Below are 24,929 nucleotides of genomic sequence, written 5' to 3' on the forward strand. Positions count from 1 at the left end.
ATGAAAGAACGATTCTTCCGCAACCGCACGGCAGTGTTTACCGTTGTATTTGTATTGCTGGTGGGTCTTGTAGGCATTCTGGCTCCTGTCATTGCGCCTAATGACCCCTATGAGACCAATATCCTGAACAAATTTGCATCCTACAGCCTGCAATATCCGCTGGGCACCGACCAGCTTGGCCGCTGTGTTCTTTCCCGCATGATCTATGGCATCCGTCCCACCCTCGGCCTTGCCCTGCTGACCATGTTCGGCACCATCAGTCTGGGTGCCATTCTTGGCATCATGGCAGGCTATTTCCGGGGTATCGTAGAAGAAGTTATCATGCGTGTGGTGGATGTGATGCTCTCTTTTCCCAGCCAGATCATGGTGTTCGCTGTGGTGGCATTGCTGGGTGTCAGCGTCCAGAACGTCATCATTGCAAATGTTTTCATCAAGTGGGCGTGGTATGCCCGCATGATCCGCACGGGCGTCATGCAGTACCGCGACCGCAACTTTGTCCAGTTCTCCCGCTGCGTGGGAATGCCGGAGCGGTTTATCCTGTTCCGCCATCTGCTGCCCTCCATTACCTCCGACCTGGTGGTTCTGGCTTCGCTGGATGTGGGCTGGGCGATCATCAACATTTCCACGCTGTCGTTCTTGGGACTGGGCGTACAGGCTCCCACGCCGGAATGGGGCGCAATGCTCAATGAGGCAAAAAATGTGATGACGTCGAACCCGGTGCAGATGATCGCTCCCGGTATCGCCATTGTGGTGCTGGTCTGTGTGTTCAACCTGATGGGCGATGCTCTGCGCGATGTGCTGGACCCCAAGGAGGTGCAGAAATGAACCCTGTTTTTGAATTGAACGATCTGCACGTTTCTTTGCAGAGCCACCATAAGGAAGTCGAATTGGTGCGCGGGGTGTCCTTCGCAGTTGCTCCCGGCGAGTGCCTCGGCATTCTGGGGGAAAGCGGCTCCGGCAAGTCAATGTCGATGAAAGCGGCTATGGGTCTGCTGGACCACAGCTTCCATGTCAAGGGCACTGCACAGTTTCAGGGGGAAGAGCTTCTGGGCAAGAGTGCCGAGGAACTGCGCCGTCTGCGCGGCGGAAAGGTGGGCATCATTCTTCAGAACCCCATGACCTGTTTTGACCCGCTGTACCGCATTGGGCAACAGATCGCTGAGACGTTTTCGGCGCATAATAACTGGACAGCAGAGGAAATTCATGTCCGCTCGCTGGAGCTTCTGGAAAAAATGCGCATCCGAAACCCGGAGGAAGTGCTGGAAAAATATCCGCATCAGCTTTCCGGCGGTATGCTCCAGCGCATCATGATCGGCATTGCAACGGCCATGAAACCAGCTCTTCTGATTGCAGACGAACCTACCACGGCGATCGATGCCATCACCCAGTATGAAATTCTGAATGAACTTCTGCATATCAAAGAAAATCACAACACGGCTATGATCTTCATTTCGCATGACCTGAACGCCATTTCCCGCGTGGCAGACCGTATCGTGGTGCTGAATCACGGAGCAGTGGTGGATCGCGGCGATTTCCAGCATATCCTGCATCATGCACAAGACCCCTATACGAAACTGCTGGTGGAGAAGCGCGCGGATGTTATGCGCAGGTACACCGCTGTTTTGAACGGCAAAAAGGAGGCTGCCCATGCTTGAACTCAAAAACATCAATGTAAGCTTCCGCAGTGAGCGGCAGGATAAAATTTTTGGTCATACCCGGCAGCAGGTGTTGTTTGATGTGTCACTTGCCGTAAAAGAGGGCACATGTCTCGGCATTCTGGGGGAAAGCGGCTCCGGCAAATCCACGATGGGCCGTGTGCTCTGCGGACTGCTCAAACCAGACAGTGGCGAAGCCGTTCTGGATGGCGTTTCGGTCTACGCTTCCCGTGCCGGACGGCGAAATCTGCAAAACAAACTCAGTATCGTGTTTCAGGATTACACGACGTCTGCAAATCCCCGGTTCCGCATCCGGGATATTATTGGGGAAGGCCTGACTGTACAGGAACGCAGAGAAGGCAAAAAGCTGGATCGGAAAGCCGAAACGAGCCGTTTGCTGGAGTTGGTCGGTCTGCCTGCCGATTTTGCAGACCGGTTTCCCCATGAGCTTTCCGGCGGACAGCTGCAGCGTGTCTGCATCGCCCGCGCAGTGGCCTGCAAGCCGGAGATCATTCTGTTTGATGAAGCAATCTCCTCGCTGGATGCGCATACGCAGGTACAGGTCATGGACTTGCTGAGAGAGCTTAAAGACCGCCTTGGTTTGACGTACATCTTTATCACCCATGACCTGACCTCCATTACCTATCTTTGTGATGATGTGCTGTTCCTGTATCAGGGCCGGGTAACAGAGAACCTGCCGGTAGAGCGCATCAGTGAAACGAAGGACGAGTATGCCCGCAAGCTGCTGGAATCCATTGTCGTCTTTGATACGGAGGGATCTGCATGACGCTGTGCGGCTTTGAGATCGCCCCCGGTGAAAAACGGCAGGTGAAACTGCCTGTTCCCGGCGGTGCACCGCTGGAAGCGTGGCTGCTGTGCGGGGCGCACCCCGGAAAGACGCTGGTGGTCACAGCTGGGGTGCATGGTTGTGAGTACGTTGGCATGCTGGCTCTGCAAAAATTAGTAGAAATGCTGGACTGTGCCACTCTTTATGGACAGGTCATTTTGCTGCCGCTGGTCAATTCCAAAGGATTTTTTGCAGGGGTAAAACAACTGAATCCGGCAGATAGCAAGAACCTGAACCGGGAATTTCCCGGTAAGGCGGACGGAACCGAAACACAGCGGATGGCATGGGCGATCGAAAAACTCCTTTACCCGGAAGCGGATTTTCTTCTGGACCTTCACGGTGGAGACTGGAATGAAGAACTGGCCCCGTTGGTATTCTTTCCCTGTGGAGCCGGGCAAAAAGTGGAGCAGGAGACCCGCAAGGCGGCACAAGCGCTTTCTGTTTCCATGCGGGTCTGTTCAACAGCCCGAAATGGATTGTACAGCTGGGCAGCACAAAAAGAAATCCCTGCTTTGCTGTTGGAGCGAGGCGGAAATGGCCGCTGGACTCCCGAAGAGGTGGAAGCAGATTGCGAGGATGTACTCCGTCTGATGAACCATCTTGGAATAAGAAAAGAAGCGTTCGATGCTGTTCCGCAAACAGAAATTGCAAAAGCCGTCTACGAAGAAGCTCCGGCGGATGGCTACTGGTTTCCGCAAGTCTGTGCTGGGCAGGAAGTATTAAAGGATGCACTGCTGGGCAGGTGGAAAAGCTCCGATGGGACGCAGAACTGCGAGGTCCGTGCAAGATTTGCAGGGCGGGTTTTGTACGAGACTGCCGCGCTGGGAGTCCGTAGAAATGACCTGCTCGTTGCGTATGGGACAGCATGAGTTTCCATAAAAACAAAAACAGGGTGCGCCCACCCGGACGCACCCTGCCAAAATCCACATATGATAGCGATATGTACAACAGGGCGTTCCCCATCGGGAACGCTCTGTTTCTCTTTACTGGGGATATGATGAGCCTGTTCTGCCTGCCATGCGGCAAATTCTCTTTGGCCTTCCTCGCTGTTCCAGCAGGCAAGGATGGCCGGGTAGAATGCCCGTGCCAGACGGTCGATGACTTCATCGGGGTAAGGGGAAGTGTTTGTGGACTTTTTCTTTTTGTTCAAACGCACGCTCCTTTGACTGTCCCACCATGGCAAAGCCGGGCGAGAAAATCAAAGTTCCATTTTTATCAGGCGCAAGGGTGCGGATGTTTTCCGCCCTGCACTTGTGGCTGGTGGCTCGTTGATGGCTTACAAGTGCCTGTCGTTATGCGATTTCTTTCTCGTTCAGCATTTCTTCAAACTGTGCCATATACGCCTTGTGCTGCTTGAGGATTTTTAGCGTTTCAGTTTTGGCGTAGGAATCGTCCGGTAGCTTAGGCAAGTATCTCATCAAAAAATCAAAGTCCTGCTGAATCCGCCGGACAGCGACTTCCAGCGCGGAGTAGTCGATTCCAGAGTAGTGTGAGTAGCTCGACTGCGGAGCGGGACGGTCCTCCGGGTGCAGAATCTCGTGCACGATCTGCTTGCGGTTCGGAAAATCGGCTCTGGCAAGGCGGTGCATATCAGCATCACGGTCTTTGAATTGCCCAGACAGAATTTTCTCCTGCATACCGGGCATCATCTGTTCCATAATCTCCACGCCACGCATGAACTTTTCAGACCGGGCAACGTAGGATTCGCTGACATTGTTTCGCTCCGCAATCTGCTTACGAACGCTTGCTTCTGCGGCAGTGGGAGGAATTGTGTCAATTTGACACAATTCCTCCGGGGCGGTTTTCTTGGCAGCAGCCGTGTGCTGGTTGTTGCCGTTTCCACCGGGCTTTCGATGCTCCACACTGTACTGTTTTCCAATGAGGAACTTCTTCTGCTCCGGGGTCAGATTACGCCGCCCCAGCTGGTTCTTACAGATCCAAGCGAGAACTTCTTCCCGGCTTTCAAAGGGGAGCGGCATCGTGGAGAAAGAGATTTCGGGATGTTCCTGAACGATTTCATAACGATTGTGGCCATCAACAAGTGTGTTGTTCCACACGATCAAAGGAGAGATCAGCTTGCCCTCTTTCAGGATATTTTCTTCAAGCTGCTTAAATTCATCATCGGTCAGAGGGGGAATCTGGGACTGGAACTTCGGGTCAATTTTCAGATTGATCATACGCACACTCCTTTATCTCTCCTGCTGCGCCGGTTCTTCCTCCCGGAAAAAGGACGCAACATTCTGCTTTGCGGTTTTCAGCTTGAGCAGTTCCTCTTTGGCTTCTTTGTACTGCTCATAGAACTTTGCCTTTTCGGATGCCAGCTGCGCATACTCGGCTTCCAGCTTTTTCGGGCTGGGCAGCTTTGTGATGTTGTTTGCCTTGAAATAGGCTGCTGCCGCCCGGTATGCTGTCAGCTCTGCACGATGCTGTTCCTCAAAGGCTGCGGGTCGCTTGGCAGTATTGAACTGCTGTACGATACCCTTGGTGCTGGTATAGGCTGCGACATGATAGCGCAGTTCTTTGTTGGCCTTAATGCGACCTTCGAGGTCTTTCACCACTGCCAGCGAATCGTGATACTTGGTTTCCAGTTCGGCGATGCGCTGGTTCAAGGCATCCTCGTCGGTTAAGCCCTTTTCCTGCAGAAGCTTCACGGTCTGCGCCATAACTTTGAGATTGTGTTTCGTGAGCCAACGCTTATAGCCGATGCCTTTGCCCTCGGTCATCCTCGACTGGATGTCGATCAGTTTCCCGATGGTATCCTGCTTGAACTGCACCTTAGGTTTGCGTTCGGCGTTTGCCTGCAACGTGGCAAGCACTGCCGCCTTATCGAACTTGTCACCGAGATGTTTCGCCCGGATAAACTTGGTTCTGCCAGAGGGCAGATAGCTGAGTTGTCCACGGCTTTCCTTGACCGCGATGCCATACTGCTGCATGAGCTTGTCAGAGAAATCTTCAAAGCTGGTGGCACGGTACAGCACCGAAGAAATCTGTTTCCGCAGGGTATCTTTTACGGTTTCAAACTTCTTCTGTCGGGGCGGTTGTCCGGCTGCGGTGAGGGCTGCGTTCTCGCGGTCAAGTTTCATCTGGCCGCGCCGCCTTGACCAATACTCGGCTTCACTTACGCGCTCTTTCGAGCCGTTGAGCAGGTCAATCTGGTACAGTCCGGCACCCTCGCACAGCTCCATGACTTCGACACGGAGGTGTCGCATGGTCTGGGCTGTGCTGGAGTGCTTCATGCCCTCGCGCCAATCGCGGGGCTTCTGCATATAGGGCTTGCGCTCCACTTCTCGTGTTCGGACGCTGCCGATCACGATGTGGACATGGATATTCCCCGAATGGTTGTGTCCATCCGGGTGGGTGCAGACGATGGCAGGGTGACCGGGGAAATTTTCAGAACAAAACTTCAGGCCAAGGGCCTGTGCCTTTTCCATGGTCAAGCCGTTGTCGGCTGCATCGCGTGGGTCGAAGCTGATGATATACTGGTGGCTTTTGATATCACCATGCTGGGTGTTCTTGCCATACTTGCGGTTTGCCAACAGACAGGCCGTTGCAAACGAGAAATCGCCGCACTCAAGGGTGTCGAGCAGGTAGGATTCCCGCAGCTTCGGTCGGCCCTGTTCATCCAGAAGTTGCTTCCCGGTGAACGCATCGTGCTGGTAAATAAGGTACGCTTTAATGGCAGAGTAGTCCGAGTTTTTAGAGGCGATATGCTTGAGCGTTGCCATACAGTTCACCCAGAACTTTCTCGGCGCTGAGCCGGAATGCAGTCAGGTCTGCAAGTTCGTCAAGGATTTTCGCTCGGATCTGCTCGGTGTCTGCACCGCCGGAATTGAAGTGCCTTGCAAGCTGGTTGAGGTTTCCGCCCACCTTGCTGCACTGAGCAAGCAGGGTGGAAACGGCGGTCAAGGTTTCTTCTCCGCCGCCGGCAACGATGACTGTTTTCTCGATCTTGACGTTGTGGATGGCGCGGCGGATAAAAGTGGAGAGGGAGAGATTCAGGAGTTTGCAAGTGAGTTCCAGTGACGCTTTTTCCTCCGCTGTCACACGGAACTTGATGACGTGCGTTTTGTTGTTCGGCGTGTTGTGGTGCTGGGAATTGCTAGGGGTCGATTGAACATTCGTTTTGGTCATTGTACCTCCTGTCTGTTCGATAACTCCTCGGTGAAGTTATGTAAGCACGACACGCCGTTCCATTCGTGCCGCAAGGCACGAATGATGAGCAGGGTTTGGGGTGGGACCGCGTTTGCGTAGCGCAGCGCAGCAATGAAAGCTCCAGTGGGGCTTTTAAGCGGCAGCGCGGTCTGCGACAGCAGATGGAGGGGCGTTGCCCCGACAAGCGCTACCCCAACAAGATCACTTGGAAAACTCGCAAGAGTTTGAGAAGTGAAGTCCCGGATGGACAGGAAATTTTCAAAAATTGAAAATTTGTGGCCACGGGACGGTTCTTGCCCTCTACCGCTGCGCTCAAAACCGTTTCTGGGTAATTGTTTCCGAATTGTTAAGGCGCAAAAAAATAAGTAGAGGTTGTGCTGCTCATGTATGTGGGTCACCGTTTGCTCCGAACGCAGTTCCTGCCCCTGTTTGTGCAGCGGCGTTGACGAAAAGTCGGTATCACGTTCGGTCGGCTCATGAGATTTTCAAGGTGCGTTTCCCATAAAAGAAAAATACCGCCCATGCAGCATAGCGATGGATTTTGTCGGGTGAAACAGCGGCAAAATGAATCGGGTGTGTTGCGGGGCGGTAAATTCTTTTGCGGACTTTCCCTCACTGAAGTGGTGGGTCTCACGGTGATAACCAACCACTTTCTGTGGCTGTGTTCAAAATGAACACGACTACATCTTGTGGATGAATTTGAACCAATCCACAAAATCAATGGGATTTACAAGAAAAATACCACGGCATGTAGAATGCGTCAAGAGGGTTTTGAAAAATTTATTGAAGTGAAGCAAGAAAAGTATGACACATCTTGTAGCTTTAGGAAAAAATACGCTATGTGAATCAGAACAACCCCCCTTTTCTGTCTGCGGTAGATTTTTCTATTGCCGGCAGCAACAGGATGTTGCATTTTTGACCATTGTCTAACAATCGATGCAAAAAAATGCAGGGGAAAAACCCCTCAGATGGTTAGGCAAAACAAATTCACAAAGTAAAAATAGCACTCCCACCGGGCGTTGCCAAGCAGAAACAGACAAGTTTACAGGGACGAAATTTTTTCGATGCGGGAAACGTTTTGCCTCCTCTATGCCGCAGGGGAAGCTCCAATAACGAAATCTTTTTCAAAATCTCCGAAAATGCCTAAACTCCTTGACAGAGGAGACAGCAGGGCGTATTATTTTGGCAGAAGGACCGCTGAGAAGCGGCTTTTTACAAGGCTGAAAGTTAGCTTTACCTAACTCATAACTCTGCCCTATACGAAGAAATATATCTCTTCTATTTACAGGTGGAAAATAAATAGAGAAGGAGCGTATCAGGATGAAAATCTACCATTTTGGTGCAGAGGATGCCCCGGTGCTGTTGCTGCTGCCGGGTACCTGTTGCCATTGGAAAAGCAATTTCGGTGCCGTGATCCCGCTTCTGGCTGACAGCTTCCGGGTGCTGTGCGTCAGCTACGATGGTTTTGATGAGACTGAACAGACTGAATTTCCCACCATGCTGGAGGAGACCGAAAAAATCGAGGCCTACCTCAAGACCCACTGCGGCGGTCGCATCCGGGCGGCCTACGGCTGCTCTCTGGGCGGCTCGTTTGTGGGGCTGCTGGCGGCGCGGCAGAACATCCACATGGACTACGGCATTCTGGGTAGCTCCGATTTGGATCAGGCATCGCCGCTGACGGCAAACTTGCAGACGGATTTTCTGCTGCCATTGATCTACCCTGTGGTGCGAGACGGAAAGATTAAGGCGAAATTTCTCCAAAAGCGTCTGGATAAGCGTGCCAGAGAGTCGGGGGATTATGTCAAAGCCTTTCTGAAAATGTTCGGTGGGGCCCGCCCTTATGTGACCATGCAGAGCTGTAAAAATCAGTTCTACTCCGATCTTATCACTCCGCTGCCGGATAAGATCCATGTGCCCGGTACCGAGATCCATATTTTTTACGCCCTGAAAATGGGCGCAAAATATCGTGCCCGGTATCAGCAGCATTTTGCACATCCTGTTCTCCATGAGCAGAACTTGCAGCACGAGGAATTGCTGGCCTGTCACCCGGAGCAGTGGGCGCATCTGGTAAAAAGCGTTGCATTGTGAACGGTAAAATGTATCTGGAGCAAGCAGGATTTTGTAAGATCCAGAACCACAAAAATAAAAAGGGCTGGCTGTGCATCACAGCACAGAAATGAGGTGCGATTATGTCGAAAAAGGCAACGGAATTTCAAAGAAAAGCAATGAGCTGGATGTACCGGGGCAAGGAAATCTTCAAGCCATTGAACACCGGCTGGATCGACAAGAATGTTGCCTGCGTGCGCGAATGGGTGGCGAACATCTTCTTCTACCGCAAAGGCGATACGACCATTATGGTCGATGCGGGATATAACTACGACCGCCTTGCCGAAAAAATGGGCTGGCTTGGGATTGATCCGAAGTCGATACACCATATCCTTATCACCCATCAGGACACCGACCATGTGGGTGTGGTGGAAGCAGACAGTCCGGGGCTGTTCCGGAATGCGAATCTGTACATCGGCGAGATCGAGAACCGGTATCTGATCGGAGAAGCACGCCGCAAGGTTATTTATCATCTCTATAAGCTGCCGCAAGTGACCATCTACAACGAAAAGCAGCTGCTTCACGATGGAGAGGTCTTTGATATTGACGGCGTCAGGATCGAGTGTTTTCTGGTTCCCGGTCATACATGGGGACATGTGGTCTACCTCATTGACGATAAGTACCTTTTTACCGGCGACACGCTGTGGTTTGGCGCGGACGGCGGCTACAGCTTTATTTCTGCGCTGGCAGAGGATAACAAGCTGGCAGTGAAGTCTCTGGCACTGCTGGAGAAAAAGCTGAAAAAACGCGGACTGCATCCGCTGTTTATTACCGGCCACACCGGCTGGACGGACAACATGGAGTTTGCCTTTGCGCACAAAAATGAGCTGTGCTCGCCTTTCAAAAAAAGAGCCCACGACCCATCGGCACCCTATGATGCCTACGACGAATCGGACGACACCGAAGAAAATGCAAAGAGCGGTTTTCTGAAAGGCGTGGGAAGATGAGGGACAGCGAATTACAAATTGACCGTAGCTGCCATGTGCTATATTCCAAACCCTGCAAAAAGGAAATTCTGGCGAAAATCACTCTGCACTATCCGGAGGTGGAGCGCGAGGCGGTCTGGGAGCAGGTGCAGCTGAGATACGCAGAGCTTCTTTCCAAGTGGCGCACCGACCTCGGCGGTAAAAAGAATTTTCACAACGGCGTAGGCGGCACCTACGACTGCATCGCCATCATGTGCTTTTACGATGTGTGCCGGGATGTGGTCACATTCCGCGAAATGGAAGAGATAGAAGAAAATCTGATCCTGCCGTCCTTCCGGAAGCTGCGCTTCGTTGACATCAACAAGCCATTCTGGAAAAAGTTGATGTATCGGGCATTCAGCACTGCTCAAAAGCACTGTGACACATGGCATGATTACGAGATGGATGTTACGCCTTACGAAAACAGCAAGCCCATCTATTATGAATTTACGGCGTGTCCGGCGGCGGAATTTGCTAAGCGGTTCGGATTTGCGGACATTATGCCCGCCCTGTGCAATGTGGATTTTGCAGCGATGGAGCTGCTCCATGCCAAGCTCGTGCGGACGACCACCTGCGTGGACGGCTGCCGATGCGACTATACCATCTGCGGCGATCAAGACCCGTATGCAAAGGAACATCCCGAATACCGGGATGAAAACGGATACAGGAGGAACAAGTAATGCTTTTACAGGTGATTCTGGAAGGTCTTGGGTTGGGGGCTTTGCTGTTTCTTGTCTGTGCCGTGGGCATCCGCAAAGGGGCTGTTGGGATGGTGCATCTTTACCCCATGGGACAACCGTTTGCAGGTATCCAGCCGGGGCTATATGCTGGGGTACAACGATTTGAAAGACCCTTCCGTCAGCGGCTTTTTCCGGTTTCTCGCTAAGGTCGGGGACAACGGGATGAAAATGCAGATCGTGAAGATCGGATTTGGAGGCAAGAAATGAAAATTCTGGTATATGGTGCAGGCGTTCTGGGGTGCAATCTGGCAAGAAATCTGCTGCGCGCCGGAAAGGATGTCACTCTGCTTGCGCGGGGAAACTGGGCTGCGGAGATCAGGCAGAACGGCCTGCGGATCAAGGACAAATTTTCGCTCCGCACCTCGGTCAGCCGCATTCCGGTGGTGACGGAGCTTGCACCGGATGCAATGTACGATGTGATCTTTGTGGTCCTGCGCTATACACAGCTGGATTCCGTTCTGGACACGCTGCGGGCGAACCGGACGAAGAACATCGTTTTTGTGGGGAACAATGTGCAGGCGAGGGCGCTGGCGGCGGCGCTGCCGGAAAAGAACGTCCTGTTTGCCTTTGCGCTTTCTGCCGGGCATCGGGAGGCTGACCGGGTGGTCTCCATCGACCTGAAAAAGATCACCATCGGACAGCTGCCGGGTGCAATCTCCAATAAACAGCTGATCGGGCGCATCTTCCACGGCACAAAATATAAGGTTGTTTACGAGCCGAACATGGAGGACTATCTGCTCTGCCATGCCGCGTTTGTGATGCCTGCGGCCTTCGCCTGCTATAAGACAGACGGCGACCTGAAAAAGCTCAGGGGAGATACTGCGTACCTGAACCGTGTGCTGGATGCCGACATCGAGGGATACCGCGCCATCCGAGATGCCGGGCACACCATTCTGCCCAAGGAGGATGCAGACTTTGAAGGGGAAAAATATCGCAAGACCTGCCTGCGCTTTTTCAAGCTGATGTGCGCCACCTCGCTGGGAAAACTCTGCGCCTCCGACCATGCCATGAACGCCATCGACGAAATGAGTGCGCTGAACCGGGATCTTAAGAAATTTTTCGATGCGAACGGCGCAGCCTACCCGGTATGGCAGGCACTGGAAGCGGAAGCCGGGAGGTATCTGCAATGAAGTATGCCGGAATGCCCATGGGAATGTGGGTGCTGTTTGCTGGCTCCTTTCAAAAGCAGCTGACCGCTGTGCTGGGCTATGATGCAGCCACCGCAAGAGCCATCACGAAAAAGGCAAAGCCACAATACCGGCAGATCATCCGCAGGCTGCCGGAGTTTGAAAAAGCGGACCGCTTCAAGATGAACATCGTCAACTGCGCAATGCTCGGCGCGTTCATTCTCTCCATGCCGCAACGCCCAGAGGTGGACAGGCTGACGGATTACTACGCAAGATCCATGATGACAAAGCCCATGCAGTGGTTCTGCCGCAAGAGCGGAAAAAGCAAGTTTACCGCAAAGGATATAGCCGCCATGAAAGCCACTGCCGCCCTGAAAGCCGCCGACCGCAACCCCTATTCGTGGAACATGGAGTTTTACGAATACCCGGATGGCAGCGGCTACGAGGGACGCTTTACAAAATGCGGCATCTGTGTGCTGATGAAAAAGCTGGGGCTATATGACCTGACCCCTGCTTTGTGCCATCTGGACTACACCATGAGCGAAGCGGGCGGTGTGACAAATTTTGTGCGGCAGTACACCCTTGCCTCCGGTGGACCCTACTGCGACTGCGGGTACAAAAAGAAGGGGTGACGGACGATGAAGGCGAAGGAAACCTATCTTTCCCGTGACTTTCGGGAGACTGCGGCGCAACGCTTTCCTGCGCAGGCAAAGCAGCTGAACGCCGCTTTTGATATGCGCCTGAATGCGCTGCTGGCTGAAAACGCGGGTGCAAGCAAGGAAAAGCAGTACCACCTCAAGCGGCAAATCTTGCCGGGCATTGCGGCCTACGAAACCTTGCAGCGGGTCATGCCGAAAGAGGAAGCACTGCAAACCGTTCACGGCTATGTGGAGCGGCTGGCGAGAACGAGCCACAAACAGCTTGCCGCTCTGCTGCACATACCGGGGCTTTACCGCCTTGTTCCCGGCGTTTTTGTCAAATCAACCCGGAGCGTTTTCGGCCCGGCGGCGGGCTTTGCCCCAAAAGAACTGCAGACCGGTAACGGCGTCTGGCGTGTGGATATGATGAAGTGTCCCTATCACGACACCTGCACAGAATACGGCTGCCCGGAGCTGTGCCGCTGCTTTTGCGACAGTGATGACATCAGCTATACCGGGCTGCATCCGAAGCTGATCTGGGAGAGAAGCATGACGCTGGGGCGCGGAAATGACCGCTGCGATTTTTGCATGAAGGTCAGATAATAGCGGGGAGGCAGATTGGTATGGAAATCAAACGATTCGGCAATATAGAGGGAAAGACCATGATGCTGCTGCACGGAAATCTTATGTGCTGGCGGCAGTATGAGAATCTGATCCCGCTGTTGGAAAAGAAATTCTGCGTGTATGCCGTCAGTTTCGACGGCTTTGACGGAACAGGCGAAACGACCTACACGACCGCTCAGGCTCAGGCGGACAAGCTGGCGGGATATATTGAAAAAGAACTGGACGGACGGCTGGACCTGCTTTATGCAGAGTCGCTGGGCTGCGGACCGGCTATTTTTCTGAAGGCTTCCCCAAACATTCAAATCGGTCGGATGATCCTCAGCGGGCCGGAGTATCTGGATTTTGGCGTGCTGAATCGACTGATTTTGAAGGTCATGCCGCAAAAGCAGTATCGAACGGCACACGAAAAGTATATGCCTGCATGGGCGCTGCGCTTTATGGGGCAGACGGAGCAGGGAATGCAGACTATGCTCCGCCGTATCCCGGATCATATCAGCTTGGAATCCGTCCGGGCCACTTGGGAGGCAGGACTTTATCTCTATCGAACGGACTTTTTGGTACAGCCCGATGCAAAGGTCGCCTGTTGGTACGGAGAAAAAGAAGGGCACATGAAAAAGGCCATCCAGCGGCTGCGGACGGCATATCCGAGCCTGATCGTCCGCTGCTTCACCGGTTTCGGCCATGGCGAGATCATCAATCATCCGGCACTGCTTGTGTCGGAGCTGGAACGCTTTTGGCTATTATGATTACGAACAGGAAGCGAAGAAAATGAAGAAAGAAGTAACAAAGCAGTTTATCCGCTGGTGCATCGCGGCTGCGGTGTATGAGAAAAAGCACTCTGCGCACCTCGCAGGATGACAGCGATTGCTGAATTGTCTGTGTTTTTTGCAGAAAGTGCATCCATAGCTTCCGGTGTGTATATATGCTGAAGGATTACCCGCCTTTCCAAGCAAATGATTTTGAATATCTGCGGGGGAGGATACTGATCCCTCTCCCGGAAAATGACATTTTCAAAAAAGAAGATCAGAAACGGTTCGCAGATCTGTTCCGGAAACTGGATGCAGAGATCCGCACGGTTCCGGGCGGTCATGTGGGCTTCATTGTTCAGGTGGAACGGTATCTTGATTTGATGGAAACATTTTTGCAGAGAAATGGAATTTGACAGTTCACGTCTGCGAATCAGTAAGAAAAAGCGAATCTTCAGGAAAAGAGAATGGCTATGTATAAATCACTTTTTGATCTTTCCCCGGAGCAAACTGCTTCTACGGCGACGCCCCGCACCGTCGTGTTCTCCAACGGAACGGGGAGCGGGAGTATGACCATCTGTCCACTGTTTTCGGGGGCAGAACTGTACTACAACGATATGCATCTTGTTTCCTTTGACGAGACTCCCGCACCAGCGCGGAATGTGATCGAGATCAACCACTGCCGCGTGGGGCGTTACGAGTGCAGTTTTGGGGAAAATAGCTGCTGCTATCTGGCGGCAGGGGACTTTGCCGTCTGTGCAGCAGCGCGCAAGAAATCCTCCTCCTGCTTCCCATTGCGGCACTATCACGGCATTACCATTCTGCTGAATCTGGATGCGATTTCGCCGGAAATGCGGAAACAAATGGAATGGTACGGCGTAGACCTTGATGTCATACGGCGGTACATCTGCACGGAAAACCGCTGCTGTATCCTGCGGTCAGAACCGACCATTGCCCATATTTTTTCAGAGCTTTACACAGCGCATTCTGTGCCGGACACCGGCTATCTTCGGCTGAAAGTGCTGGAGTTGCTGCATATTCTGACCCGGCTGAAAAACAGGGAAGATGTGCAGCAGACAGAGTATTTCAATCAGCATCAGGTGGAGTGTGTGAAGCAGGCTGCGGCTCTTCTCACGCAGGAACTGACAGTTCGCCGTACAATCGAACAGCTTGCACAGGAGGTCGGCCTTTCGCCTACGGCATTAAAAAGCTGTTTCAAAGGCATTTACGGAAGCTCGGTCTATGCGTATCAGAAAGAGTACCGGCTGCAGCTGGCACAGAAGCTACTACTCGAAACCGATTGCACGGTTGCTGAAATCGCCCATCGGGTCGGGTACGAAAATCCGAATAAGTTTTCTTCTGCATTTCGGGAAGCAGCCGGCATGACGCCTACGGAGTATCGGAAGATGCGTCCGATTGGATAGATTCTGTCGATTTGGTTCTTGCGCAGAAAGTCCGGTTTCAGTAAAATCAGGATCGCGATTAGTTGAAGCTAACGCCGATATTCTGATTTTGTGGAGGAAATTGATAATGCGTTTGATGAAAAGAATTCTGAGTGCAGCTGCTGTGCTAGCTCTGTCTGCTTCTCTTCTGGTTGGCTGCAGCAGCGGCACGGCGAGCTCTGTTCCCGTTTCTGCAAGTTCTGCCGCAGAAAGCACTGTTTCTTCCGTAGGAGAGACCGCCTCTTCTGCTGTGGATGAAAACGAAGCTGCCGCTGCACAGCTGCTGAACGACCTAACAGGCAGCTATCAGGAACTGTGGCCGGTGATTCTGGCGGACGAATATAAGCAGACATGGCTGGATGTTTGTACCGCCCTTGTGGGAGAGGAAAATGCGGAAGCTGCCTTTGAAAAGCTCTCTTCAATGGTTACGAGCGATGTCTACGGCGAGGATGCCGTCGAGGCCTATGCCAACGGCGGCGGAGCCTATTTCTGCGGCTTTACCAATAGCCTTGCGACCTTGACCTTCGATGGTGAAACTTCTACCATTTCCGGCACCGATAAGGACGGCAATGTGCTGTTCTCCCATACCTATCACTACATTGGCATGGAGCCTGTGCATGGACTGTATGAGTTTGAAAGTGATGATGCCGATTCCGGCGAGTTCACCTACTTTTTCCTCGCGCCAGACACCAGTGCGGAAACCTACCACATTGAGTTTCGCTATGGTTCGGATGCAGAAGCTCTGAGCCAGTACGATGCAGGCGAATATGCTTACTGGGTGGCATCTGGCATTTCTACGGATTGCGACCAGACTATGATCGACAACTGCATTGAGCTGTTCTGTACTGAAAATCTAGCAGGTTAATACGCAGAATGTGCTGTGGAGCAAAAACGCCACGGCGCATTTTTGCATAAAAATTATTTGAAGGAGGTCTTTCCGTGAAAAAACAGTCCGATCTTTCCCGGCTGATGGGCTACGCCGGGAACTACCGATATTTCACCTACGCTTCGTGGGTGCTGTCTGCGGTCAGTGCGCTGGTGGCGCTGGTGCCTTTTGTGTACATCTGGAAGATCCTGCGAGATGTGTTGAACGCCGCGCCGGACTATGCGCAGGCGGTGAACATCCCCCATTACGGCTGGATGGCAGTGCTGTTTGCGGTGCTGTCCTACCTCATTTACATTGCGGCACTGCTGTGCTCCCATCTGTCGGCGTTCCGGGTGGCGACCAATCTGCGGCTGGCGGTGTCGGAACATTTGGCGGTGCTGCCGCTGGGCTTTTCCGAGAACTTCGGCAGCGGCAAGCTGCGCAAGATCATCCATGAGAGCACCGGATCCGCCGAGACTTATCTTGCCCACCAGCTGCCCGACCAGTACAACGCCATCGCCACCCCGGTGGGGCTGTTGGTTTTGCTGCTGGCGTTCGACTGGCGGCTGGGTCTACTGAGCCTTGCGCCGGTGGTGTTGGCTTTTCTCATTATGGCGACCATGACTGGCAAGCGGATGGCTGAAAAAATGCGGCAGTACGGCAACGCCTTGGAGGCTATGTCCAATGAGGCCGTGGAGTACGTCCGGGGTATCCCGGTGGTCAAGACCTTCGGGCAGTCGGTGTTTTCCTTCAAAAAGTTCAAGGCCGCCATTGATGAGTACGAAAAGTGGGTCGTCTCCTACACCAAAGATCTGCGACTGCCCATGATGTTCTATACCGCCGCCGTCAACGGGGTGTTCGCCTTTTTGATCGCGGGCGGGCTGCTGTTCACCCGGAACGGTGTGACTTCGGAATTTCTGCTGAACCTGCTGTTCTACATCATCATTACCCCGGTAATCTCCCTGACCCTGACCCGCATCATGTACATGAGCGAGAACAAGATGGTGGTGGCGGATGCGCTGGCACGCATCGACTCGGTGCTGGAGACGGTGCCCATGCAGGTGCAGGCTGTTCCGCAGTACCCGAAGGATTCCTCTGTCACGTTGCGGGATGTGCATTTCAGCTACGACGGAAAAACCGAGGTCATCAAGGGCGTTTCGCTGGAGATTCAGCCGGGACAGACGGTGGCCTTTGTAGGCCCCTCCGGCGGCGGCAAATCCACGCTGGCAAACCTTGTCTGCCGGTTCTTTGATGTGCAGAGCGGCAGCGTCCGGGTGGGAGAAGCGGATGTGCGGGACATCCCCAAGGAAGAGTTGATGGACACCATCTCCTTTGTGTTCCAGAACAGCCGCCTGCTCAAGGGCAGCATTCTGGACAACGTCCGTCTGGGTAGGCCGCAGGCCACCGAAGCCGAGGTGCTGGCGGCGTTGAAAGCTGCACAGTGCATGGATATCGTGGAGAAGTTCCCGGCGGGCATCCACACGGTCATCGGCACCAAGGGCGTGTATCTTTCCGGTGGCGAGCAGCAGCGCATTGCCATTGCCCGCGCCATGCTGAAAAATGTGCCCATCCTGATCCTAGACGAGGCCACCGCCTTTGCCGACCCGGACAATGAAGCAAAGGTGCAGGCAGCTTTTGCCCAGCTTGCCAAGGGCAAAACGGTGCTGATGATCGCGCACCGCCTGTCCACAGTCGCCAACGCCGACTGCATCTATGTGGTGCAGGATGGGCAGATTGTGGAATCCGGCACAAAGGACGAACTGTGTGCGCAGAACGGTCTGTTTGCCCGGATGTGGCAGGAGTATCAGGCGTCGGTGCAGTGGAAGGTCGCAAAGGAGGGGTAAGGAATGATCGAAAAAATTCAACACGCCACAGCCAGCTCCCCGGAGGGCGCAAAGGAACTTGTAAAGGGCGTTCTGGCCTGTGCGTTCCAGAACATGGCGTTCATGCTGCCCACCGGGCTGCTGTATCTTCTGGTAAAAGACCTGCTGGTAGGCTCCACCAGCGGAAGAGCGGCCTTCTACCTGCTGGGGTGCGTTGCCTGCTTTGCGCTGATTTTACTGACCACATGGTTCCAGTACAACGGCACCTATTTTACCACTTATAAAGAGAGCGGCACCCGCCGCCTGACCCTTGCGGAGCGGCTGCGGAAGCTGCCTCTGTCCTTTTTCGGCAAGCGAGATCTTGCCGACCTGACCAGCACCATCATGGCGGACTGCGAGGTACTGGAAAAGGACTGCTCCCACTTCATCCCCGGTCTGTTCGGTTCCCTCATCTCTACCGTGCTCATTGCCCTGAGCCTGTTCGCCTTTGAGTGGCGGATGGCACTGGCGGCTCTGTGGGTCATTCCGGTATCCGCTGCCATCGTGGTGGGCAGCTATCGGGTACAGGATAAGGTGCAGGCCAGGACCATGGCGGCGAAAATGGCCTGTGCGGACGGCATTCAGGAGTACATCGAGACCCTCCGGGATCTGAAAGCGAGCAATGCGGAACAAGGCTATCTTTCCGGCCTTTCCGACAAAATTCGGGCAATGGAAAAGCAGTCTATTGTGGCAGAGCTGGAAACAGCGCTGTTTGTGTCCTCCGCCGGCATGGTGCTCAAGCTGGGTATTGCGTCGGTGGCGCTCACCGGTTCGGTGCTGCTGGTGCAGGGCAGTATCGACGTACTGACCCTGTTTCTGTTCCTGATGGCGGCATCCCGGATGTACGACCCCATGCAGGGGGCTTTGCAGAATCTGGCGGCGGTCATCGCCATGCGTACCAATGTGGGGCGGATGAATGAGATTCTGGACGCTTCCCTGCAGACCGGCAGCGAGCAGCTGACCAATCAGGGCTGCGATATCGTGTTCGACCATGTGGGCTTTGCCTATAACTCCGGCGAGACGGTGCTGCGGGATGTCTCCTTTACCGCAAAGCAGGGCGAGGTCACGGCACTGGTGGGCCCCTCCGGCGGCGGCAAGACCACTGTTTCCCGGCTGGCAGCACGGTTCTGGGATTACCAGAAGGGCAGCATCACCGTGGGCGGCATGGAGGTTTCCCAAATCGACCCGGAAAAGCTCATGAGCCTGTATTCCATCGTCTTTCAGGATGTGACGCTGTTTGACAACACGATCCTCGAAAACATCCGTCTGGGGCGCAAGGGGGCCACCGACGAGGAGGTTCTGGCGGCGGCAAAGCTGGCAAACTGCGAGGAATTTGCCGAAAAGCTGCCGGACAAGTGGAACACCAACATCGGCGAGAATGGCTGCGCTCTTTCCGGCGGCGAGCGTCAGCGCATTTCCATCGCCCGCGCCTTCCTGAAGGATGCGCCCATCATTCTGTTGGACGAGGCCACCGCCAGCTTGGATGTGGAAAACGAAACTGCCATTCAGGAGGCACTATCCCGGCTCATAAAAAACAAGACCGTCCTCATCATCGCTCACCGGATGCGTACCGTGGCAGGTGCAGACAAGGTTGTTGTGCTGTCGGGCGGCATCGTGGCCGAGCAGGGCAGCCCGGCAGAGCTGTACGCCCGGAAGGGACTGTACACCCACATGGTGGATCTGCAGTCGGCAAGCCAGAACTGGACGATCTGAGAATGAGAGCAGCTTTTATTTGGGAAAAAGTCTTGCATTCAGTTAAAAACTGTGGTATATACATTATACGAAACACTGTTTTGAAAGAACGCTCCACCGTTCAATGATGTATAAATGGGAGGTGCCTGCCATGACCGCCGTGATCTATGCCCGCTATTCTACTGACAGTCAGCGTGAAGAATCCATTGAAGGTCAGATCCGGGAATGCACCGCCTATGCGGAAAAGAACGGCTTCACGGTGGTCAAGCATTATGTACACCTATTACAAGTGTGCTGCTGCCAAGAAGAAAAAGACCTGTGATAAAAAGGCCGTGCGGAAACAGTGGCTGGAAGATTTGGTGGTCAACGAGACCATGAAGCTGGTGGAAGATGACGCTTCCATGAATGCCATCATTGCCAAAGTCATGGAATTGCAAAATCAGGAAAGCACGGATTTGCCCATCTATGAAAAGCAGTTGAAAGAAACGGAACTTGGCATCACCAATATGCTGAACGCCATCCAGATGGGCATCCTGACCAGCTCCACAAAGGAGCGGCTGGAAGCTCTGGAAGATCAGCGAAAAGAACTGCAAGCCCGCATTGCAGAGGAACGGCTGGCCAAGCCGAAGATGAAAGAAGAGTTCGTCCGGTTTTGGCTGCTTCGCTTCCGCAAGCTGGATATGACCCAGCCGGAGCAGCGGCAGGCACTGGTGGATACTTTCATCAATGCCATCTATCTCTATGATGATAAGGTACTTATTACCTTTAACTATAAGGAAGGTACAGAAACGGTCGCTTTCGGGGAAGCCGTGAAAGCGGAGAAAAGTTCGGATATGAGTGCGCAAGGTGCACCAAATTTTGAACGTCAAATCGTAAGATTTTGCGTTCTTTCTTTCATATAGAAAACCACAAGCTATGCTTGTGGAAGAAAAGAGCCGTAGCGTTGAAACGGTAGAAAAAGAACCTCCTTTTGCTATAATTAGAAGCGGGTAACGCCAACCGCATACTAAAGCAAAAGGAGGTTCATCCATATGGACGAGAAAAGTTTATCACATACGAGCTTGAATTGCAAATATCACATAGTGCTAGTACCGAAATATCGCAGGAAAGTGATATACGGAAAGCTAAGAAAAGATATTGGAAAAATACGAAGGACACTATGCGATTACAAGCATAGATTGCCACAAAAATCGAGCCATGTCAACGTGAACTTGTCGGGGCGAGGCCCCTCCATCTTGCTGCGCAAGACCGTTCTGTCGCTTAAAAGTCCCACTGTGGCTTTCATTGCTCCGCTGCGCTGCGCAAACGCGAACTTTTGAGAACACGTCACTTTCGGCAGAGTGCAAGAAAACGCAATGAAAACTTTGGCAAAAAGAGAGAGCCAGGTGGGATCGTTTTGGTTATTTGTTTTTTACCAGCAGTGCCTGATAGGGATTCAGCTCCACATCCGCCAACCAGACCGGCTTGCCATCGGCGGTCTTATACTTGCCGCCCAGCGCATCCAGACTTGCCCCTGCCGGGTACTCGGTAAAGTTGAACAGTCCCACCAGCGTTTCCTCGCCGCGCTTGCGTACCAGTGCCAGCACGCCGGGGTTGTGGCTGTCCCATGTGGTCACCCACGCATCCGGGGCAAAGCAGGGGTCTGCCCGCATTTGGCGCAGCTGCTCCATGCCCTGCCACAAAGCGTTTTGCAGCGTGCCCTTCCGGGTGCGCTGCTTTGCGTTCTCCCAGTTGAATTTGCTGCGGTGCAGGTTACGGCTGTCCTCCACACGGTCGGGGTCGTTTTTGTAGTCCCAGCCATTGAGTTGTGCGATCTCATCGCCGCAGTTCAGCATGGGAAAGCCCTGCAAGAACGCCATGGCAGTGTGCAGCAGCAGGTCGCGCTTCACCGCGTAGTCCAGTGCGGTTTTATCGTCCTTTTCCAGTGCCTGCTCCACGCCGCACAGGCTGGCGGTGGTGCCGCAGCTCCGGGCATCGCCGGTGGCAGGGTCGTAGTTGTACAGCTCACCCTTTGCCCAGCTGCCGGGGAAATTGCCCTCGTAGAAGTGGTACAGGTATTCCTTGTGCTTCTGCGGGTCGATGCCCAGTCGTTTCTCCACCGCCTCGTCCAGACCCCAGCCGATGTCATCGTGGCAGCGCAGATAGTTCACGAACCAGCAGTTGTCCGGCAGGGCGTGCAGGGCATCCAGCTGCGCTTTCAGCAGCCGGGTGTCCCGGCTGGCAAGGGCACCCCACAGGTTGACCATGGTGGACACGTTGTAGAGCATATGGCATTCCGGTTTTTCCGGGGTGCCGAAATAGGCGGCAAGCTCCTTGGGAGCCATGACCACCTCGCCTTTGAGGATGACCGCCGGGCAGACGCACTCCAATACCATGCGGAGCATCCGCACGATGGTGTGCACCTGCGGCAGATTGCGGCAGGTGGTGCCCAGCTGCTTCCAGATGTAGGGCACGGCATCAATGCGGAACACCTCCACGCCGAGGTTTGCAAGGTGCAGGATGCTCTTGGTCATGTCCACGAACACCGCCGGGTTTGCGTAGTTCAGATCCCACTGATAATCGTGGAAGGTGGTCAGCACCCACTTGTGCATCTCCTCACACCATGTAAAGTTGCCGGGCGCGGTGTTGGGGAACACCTGCGGAACGGTCTGCTCGTACTGGTCGGGGATGGTACGGTCCTCGTAGAGGTGGTAATAGGCCTGAAACCACGGGTCTCCGGCCTTTGCCGCCATGGCCCAACGGTGGGTGCTGGCGGTGTGGTTCATGACAAAATCCAGACACAGGCTGATGCCTGCTTTCCGCAGCTCCCGGGTCAGGTTTTCCAGATCCTTGTTGGTGCCAAGGGCCGGGTCTACAGTGTCAAAATCCTCCACCGCATAGCCGCCGTCATTGTGGGGGTGGGGCATCTGCAGCAGGGGCATCAGGTGCAGATAGGTCAGCTTCTGCTCCTTGAGGTAGGGCAGTTTCTTTGCCAGTTCTTTCAGATTTCCGGCAAAGAGGTCGGTGTACATGGTCATGCCGAACATATTGCCACGCTTGTACCACTCCGGGTCGGCAGAGCGTGCCTTGTCCAGCGCTTTCAGCTCAGCACTGCGGGCGTTGTAGGCTTCTGCCATCTCCCGCTCCAGAACTTCCAGCCCTTCCCGGTTGTGGTACAGTTCCATAAACAGCCATTCCAGCTCGTCCTTGTGTTTGGCGAACCGGGACGCAAATTCCTGTTTTGCTGCCATGATTCAGCCCTCCACTTCCGCAAGAGTGGGCATGGCAGGGATGGCACCATGCCGGCTGGTGGTGATGCTGGCCGCTTTGTTAGCAAAGGCCAGAATGCTTTCCAGCTTGTCCACGGTCAGGGTGTTCAGCTCCTCCTTGCAGAGCTTAGACAGGGCAGCTCCAAAGAAGGTATCACCTGCGCCGTTGGTGTCGCCCACCTTGCAGGGAACGCCCGCCACATGGCCAGTCTTGTCCCCAAAGCGGTAGAACACGCCGTTTGCACCCAAGGTGACGAAGATCAGCCGGATGCCGTTCTGGGCAAGCTGGGCTGTGCCGCTTTCGCAGTCGGTGGTGCCGGTGAGCAGGGGCAGCTCTTCATCGGACACTTTCAGAATATCCACCAGCGGCAGGGGTGCTTTCATCTGAGCAATGGCATCCTCTTTGTTCTTCCAGAGGTTTGCACGGTAATTGGGGTCGTAGGTGATGGTAGCACCCAGCTTTTTGGCACGGGCAGCAGCGTCCAGCGTGGCAGTGCGGGAGGGGTCAGCGGTCAGGCTGACAGAGCCGAAGTGGACGATTTTGGCAGCTTTCAGAGCCTCGTCCGAAATGTCCTCTTTGCACAGCATCACGTCAGCGTTGGCGCTGCGGTAGAAGCTGAAATCCCGCTCGCCGGTGGCATCCACCGAGACCACCGCCATGGTGGTGGGGTGGTCTGCATCCACCGCCATGCCGGAAACATCCACTTTGTTCTCTGCCAGAACCTCTTTCAGGTAGCGGCCAAAAGCATCTGCACCCACCTTGCCGATAAAGGCGGTCTGTGCCCCCAGCCGGGCAGCTGCCACCGCCAGATTTGCCGGAGCACCGCCGGGGTTTGCGGCAAACTGCGGAATGCCGCGCTCGTCCTTGCCGGTCTGGGTCAGGTCGATCAAAACTTCGCCAATCGTTAAAATGTCCATGATAATTCTCCTTATTCTTGATGTGAAACCCAACGATCACCGCTGGAACAGATAATGAATGTAAGCGGCTGCACGCTCCGGGTGCGGTGCATTCTGCACTACCCCAAGATAGACCTTGCCAGAAAAACCTGCCTGCCTGACAAACGGCGTGTCCGAAATATCCAACACGGTCCCACCGGCGTTCAAACCCGACAGTGCATGGAAAGACGCATCCAGTGTCCGCAGATCGAGAAAATAATCATCTGCCAACAGTCGATCCCGTGCATATTCGTCCATCAGAACAACATCTAACCGCTGGGCACTGACTGCACCCAGCAGCTTCATCTCCGAAGCATATACATACTGCTCCTCTGCGTGTTCGCTTTCGCTGAGCAGCAAGCCGGACAGCAGATCGACCTGTTGCTTTTTGGTCAGACCCTGCGCCTCGGCAAAGCCGGTGGTAAGCTGTTCTGTCAGATCAGACCCGGCAGTGACATTTACCAGACCAAGGTAAAGCACATCCTCTTTTTTCGTCACATGACGGTAGGCTGCATACCCGAGGATATAGACGACGATGAGCACGATCGCAATGGGCAGCTTGTAATATGCCCAGATGTGCTCCCACTTTTTGCGCCCATGGAGGGAGCGGAGCGTATCCCGGTCAGTTTTTGTCATGGTCGTATTCCTCGTGTACTGCATCAGGGTCTCCACCGATCAGATAGAGGATCCGAAGCATCAGAAAGGAGCAGAGCATGGCGCACAGGCCCATGCCCAGCAGGAATGCAGGCGTGAACACAAACACTATGACGTACCCCATGATGCCATAGATCGCCGCCATCAGCAGGGTGCAAAACAGATACCGGACACCCACGAGAAACGCTGTTTTCAGGATGCCGAAGGTGGTGTTTTCAAACCGTGCCAGCAGAGGAAAGGCATACAGCAGAACGATGCCGTACAGAATTGCCGCACCAATAAGCGTTGCAGTGAGCAGCGTCCAGAAAATGTTTTCGCTCCACATTCGGCGCAGCACAAAGCCATCCACAGCCAGGAAACTGCCGACTGCCAGCAGGATAAGCCAGAGTTTTGTGGCAGGCTTAAAATTTTCCCGGAACGCCTTAAAAAACATCCGGGTCAGACCATCGTCCCGATCTTCCGCCATTTTGAGCGTGACGTAGAACAATGCGGTCGTAGAAGCCCCTATGGTAACGATGGGCAGGCTGCACACGAGCCATAAGATGTTCAGGTAAGCACTGTAAGTCAATTTCGTCAGCACAGCAAACAGCGGTTTGTCCGTATTGCACAGGTCACGCATGGGGGGGCTCC

General features: G+C 54.0%; 25 protein-coding genes and 3 pseudogenes. 20 read left to right on the forward strand and 8 right to left on the reverse strand.

The window, feature by feature from the left end:
* The 4 genes from opp1C to ACNSPV_RS06690 are packed head-to-tail and all read left to right on the forward strand — an operon-like array spanning position 1 to position 3,371.
* Positions 1-825 carry a nickel/cobalt ABC transporter permease gene (gene opp1C, locus ACNSPV_RS06675; RefSeq protein ID WP_005935744.1) on the forward strand — a complete coding sequence of 275 codons (825 nt, stop codon included), beginning with the start codon at positions 1-3 and terminating at the stop codon, positions 823-825.
* Complete coding sequence (locus tag ACNSPV_RS06680) at positions 822-1,655, forward strand: ABC transporter ATP-binding protein (RefSeq protein WP_348584031.1); 834 nt, start codon at positions 822-824, stop codon at positions 1,653-1,655. The genes opp1C and ACNSPV_RS06680 overlap by 4 nt, the downstream gene beginning before the upstream one ends.
* Positions 1,648-2,442 (forward strand): dipeptide/oligopeptide/nickel ABC transporter ATP-binding protein, encoded by a 795-nt coding sequence (locus ACNSPV_RS06685; protein ID WP_348584029.1) that lies wholly within the window; start codon positions 1,648-1,650, stop codon positions 2,440-2,442. Before ACNSPV_RS06680 ends, ACNSPV_RS06685 begins: the two co-directional genes overlap by 8 nt.
* A gap of 41 nt (positions 2,443-2,483) precedes the next feature.
* Positions 2,484-3,371 carry a M14 family metallopeptidase gene (locus tag ACNSPV_RS06690; RefSeq protein ID WP_348584028.1) on the forward strand — a complete coding sequence of 296 codons (888 nt, stop codon included), beginning with the start codon at positions 2,484-2,486 and terminating at the stop codon, positions 3,369-3,371.
* A gap of 423 nt (positions 3,372-3,794) precedes the next feature.
* Here ACNSPV_RS06690 and ACNSPV_RS06695 read toward each other — a convergent pair whose 3' ends face one another.
* From ACNSPV_RS06695 to ACNSPV_RS06710, 4 genes are read right to left on the reverse strand one after another with little or no spacing between them, the layout of a single operon-like run.
* A complete protein-coding gene (locus ACNSPV_RS06695; RefSeq protein WP_348584027.1) occupies positions 3,795-4,679 on the reverse strand; it encodes a hypothetical protein in 885 nt (294 codons plus the stop codon).
* A gap of 12 nt (positions 4,680-4,691) precedes the next feature.
* Entirely contained in the window at positions 4,692-6,227 is a 1,536-nt protein-coding gene (locus ACNSPV_RS06700) for a relaxase/mobilization nuclease domain-containing protein (protein ID WP_348584025.1), read from the reverse strand.
* Positions 6,199-6,633: a plasmid mobilization protein gene (locus tag ACNSPV_RS06705; protein ID WP_348584023.1), complete on the reverse strand. Its 435-nt coding sequence runs from the start codon at positions 6,631-6,633 to the stop codon at positions 6,199-6,201. The genes ACNSPV_RS06700 and ACNSPV_RS06705 overlap by 29 nt, the downstream gene beginning before the upstream one ends.
* Positions 6,630-7,052, reverse strand: a complete 423-nt coding sequence (locus tag ACNSPV_RS06710; RefSeq protein WP_348584021.1) for a hypothetical protein — start codon at positions 7,050-7,052, stop codon at positions 6,630-6,632. Before ACNSPV_RS06710 ends, ACNSPV_RS06705 begins: the two co-directional genes overlap by 4 nt.
* Positions 7,053-7,974: 922 nt before the next feature.
* On the opposite strand from ACNSPV_RS06710, the gene ACNSPV_RS06715 reads away from it, so the two are divergent.
* From ACNSPV_RS06715 to ACNSPV_RS06790, 16 genes and pseudogenes are all read left to right on the forward strand, one after another.
* The gene (locus tag ACNSPV_RS06715; RefSeq protein ID WP_348584019.1) at positions 7,975-8,742 is read left to right on the forward strand and encodes an alpha/beta hydrolase; all 768 of its coding nucleotides are present in this window, start codon (positions 7,975-7,977) and stop codon (positions 8,740-8,742) included.
* Between the two features lie 101 nt (positions 8,743-8,843).
* The gene (locus ACNSPV_RS06720) at positions 8,844-9,707 is read left to right on the forward strand and encodes an MBL fold metallo-hydrolase (RefSeq protein ID WP_348584017.1); all 864 of its coding nucleotides are present in this window, start codon (positions 8,844-8,846) and stop codon (positions 9,705-9,707) included.
* Positions 9,704-10,405, forward strand: coding sequence for an L-2-amino-thiazoline-4-carboxylic acid hydrolase (locus ACNSPV_RS06725; RefSeq protein ID WP_348584015.1), 702 nt, complete (start codon positions 9,704-9,706; stop codon positions 10,403-10,405). The genes ACNSPV_RS06720 and ACNSPV_RS06725 overlap by 4 nt, the downstream gene beginning before the upstream one ends.
* A 102-nt stretch (positions 10,406-10,507) precedes the next feature.
* Positions 10,508-10,672 (forward strand): annotated as a pseudogene (locus ACNSPV_RS06730) (class I SAM-dependent methyltransferase); the annotation flags it as partial.
* Positions 10,669-11,595 carry a ketopantoate reductase family protein gene (locus tag ACNSPV_RS06735; protein ID WP_348584013.1) on the forward strand — a complete coding sequence of 309 codons (927 nt, stop codon included), beginning with the start codon at positions 10,669-10,671 and terminating at the stop codon, positions 11,593-11,595. The pseudogene ACNSPV_RS06730 and the gene ACNSPV_RS06735, both read left to right, overlap by 4 nt.
* On the forward strand, positions 11,592-12,224 hold the full coding sequence (locus ACNSPV_RS06740; RefSeq protein ID WP_348584011.1) for an L-2-amino-thiazoline-4-carboxylic acid hydrolase: 633 nt from the start codon (positions 11,592-11,594) through the stop codon (positions 12,222-12,224). The genes ACNSPV_RS06735 and ACNSPV_RS06740 overlap by 4 nt, the downstream gene beginning before the upstream one ends.
* 6 nt (positions 12,225-12,230) lie before the next feature.
* The gene (locus ACNSPV_RS06745; RefSeq protein ID WP_212791846.1) at positions 12,231-12,833 is read left to right on the forward strand and encodes an L-2-amino-thiazoline-4-carboxylic acid hydrolase; all 603 of its coding nucleotides are present in this window, start codon (positions 12,231-12,233) and stop codon (positions 12,831-12,833) included.
* A 20-nt stretch (positions 12,834-12,853) separates the two neighbouring features.
* On the forward strand, positions 12,854-13,600 hold the full coding sequence (locus tag ACNSPV_RS06750) for an alpha/beta fold hydrolase (RefSeq protein ID WP_348584008.1): 747 nt from the start codon (positions 12,854-12,856) through the stop codon (positions 13,598-13,600).
* Between the two features lie 176 nt (positions 13,601-13,776).
* On the forward strand, positions 13,777-14,016 hold the full coding sequence (locus ACNSPV_RS06755) for a hypothetical protein (protein WP_418268260.1): 240 nt from the start codon (positions 13,777-13,779) through the stop codon (positions 14,014-14,016).
* Between the two features lie 51 nt (positions 14,017-14,067).
* Entirely contained in the window at positions 14,068-15,024 is a 957-nt protein-coding gene (locus tag ACNSPV_RS06760; protein WP_418268261.1) for a helix-turn-helix domain-containing protein, read from the forward strand.
* Positions 15,025-15,292: 268 nt separating this feature from the next.
* Positions 15,293-15,907 carry a hypothetical protein gene (locus tag ACNSPV_RS06765; RefSeq protein WP_348584005.1) on the forward strand — a complete coding sequence of 205 codons (615 nt, stop codon included), beginning with the start codon at positions 15,293-15,295 and terminating at the stop codon, positions 15,905-15,907.
* 74 nt (positions 15,908-15,981) lie between these two features.
* The gene (locus ACNSPV_RS06770) at positions 15,982-17,751 is read left to right on the forward strand and encodes an ABC transporter ATP-binding protein (protein WP_348584004.1); all 1,770 of its coding nucleotides are present in this window, start codon (positions 15,982-15,984) and stop codon (positions 17,749-17,751) included.
* 3 nt (positions 17,752-17,754) lie between these two features.
* Complete coding sequence (locus tag ACNSPV_RS06775) at positions 17,755-19,482, forward strand: ABC transporter ATP-binding protein (protein ID WP_348584002.1); 1,728 nt, start codon at positions 17,755-17,757, stop codon at positions 19,480-19,482.
* A 130-nt stretch (positions 19,483-19,612) separates the two neighbouring features.
* Positions 19,613-19,783 (forward strand): recombinase family protein, encoded by a 171-nt coding sequence (locus ACNSPV_RS06780; protein ID WP_348584001.1) that lies wholly within the window; start codon positions 19,613-19,615, stop codon positions 19,781-19,783.
* A pseudogene (locus ACNSPV_RS06785) lies at positions 19,734-20,363 on the forward strand (recombinase family protein); the annotation flags it as partial. The gene ACNSPV_RS06780 and the pseudogene ACNSPV_RS06785, both read left to right, overlap by 50 nt.
* Positions 20,364-20,492: 129 nt before the next feature.
* A pseudogene (locus tag ACNSPV_RS06790) lies at positions 20,493-20,633 on the forward strand (transposase); the annotation flags it as partial.
* A 228-nt stretch (positions 20,634-20,861) separates the two neighbouring features.
* Here the strand turns inward: ACNSPV_RS06790 and ACNSPV_RS06795 are convergent.
* From ACNSPV_RS06795 to ACNSPV_RS06810, 4 genes are read right to left on the reverse strand one after another with little or no spacing between them, the layout of a single operon-like run.
* Positions 20,862-22,691 (reverse strand): amylosucrase, encoded by a 1,830-nt coding sequence (locus tag ACNSPV_RS06795; protein WP_348583999.1) that lies wholly within the window; start codon positions 22,689-22,691, stop codon positions 20,862-20,864.
* 3 nt (positions 22,692-22,694) lie between these two features.
* Positions 22,695-23,627 (reverse strand): carbohydrate kinase, encoded by a 933-nt coding sequence (locus ACNSPV_RS06800; protein WP_348583997.1) that lies wholly within the window; start codon positions 23,625-23,627, stop codon positions 22,695-22,697.
* Positions 23,628-23,663: 36 nt separating this feature from the next.
* Complete coding sequence (locus ACNSPV_RS06805; RefSeq protein ID WP_348583995.1) at positions 23,664-24,281, reverse strand: hypothetical protein; 618 nt, start codon at positions 24,279-24,281, stop codon at positions 23,664-23,666.
* The gene (locus tag ACNSPV_RS06810) at positions 24,268-24,918 is read right to left on the reverse strand and encodes a YesL family protein (protein WP_348583992.1); all 651 of its coding nucleotides are present in this window, start codon (positions 24,916-24,918) and stop codon (positions 24,268-24,270) included. The genes ACNSPV_RS06805 and ACNSPV_RS06810 overlap by 14 nt, the downstream gene beginning before the upstream one ends.
* Between the last annotated feature and the right edge of the window lie 11 nt (positions 24,919-24,929).

Source organism: Faecalibacterium sp. 3 (genome assembly GCF_048323735.1).
Taxonomy (GTDB): domain Bacteria; phylum Bacillota; class Clostridia; order Oscillospirales; family Ruminococcaceae; genus Faecalibacterium; species Faecalibacterium wellingii.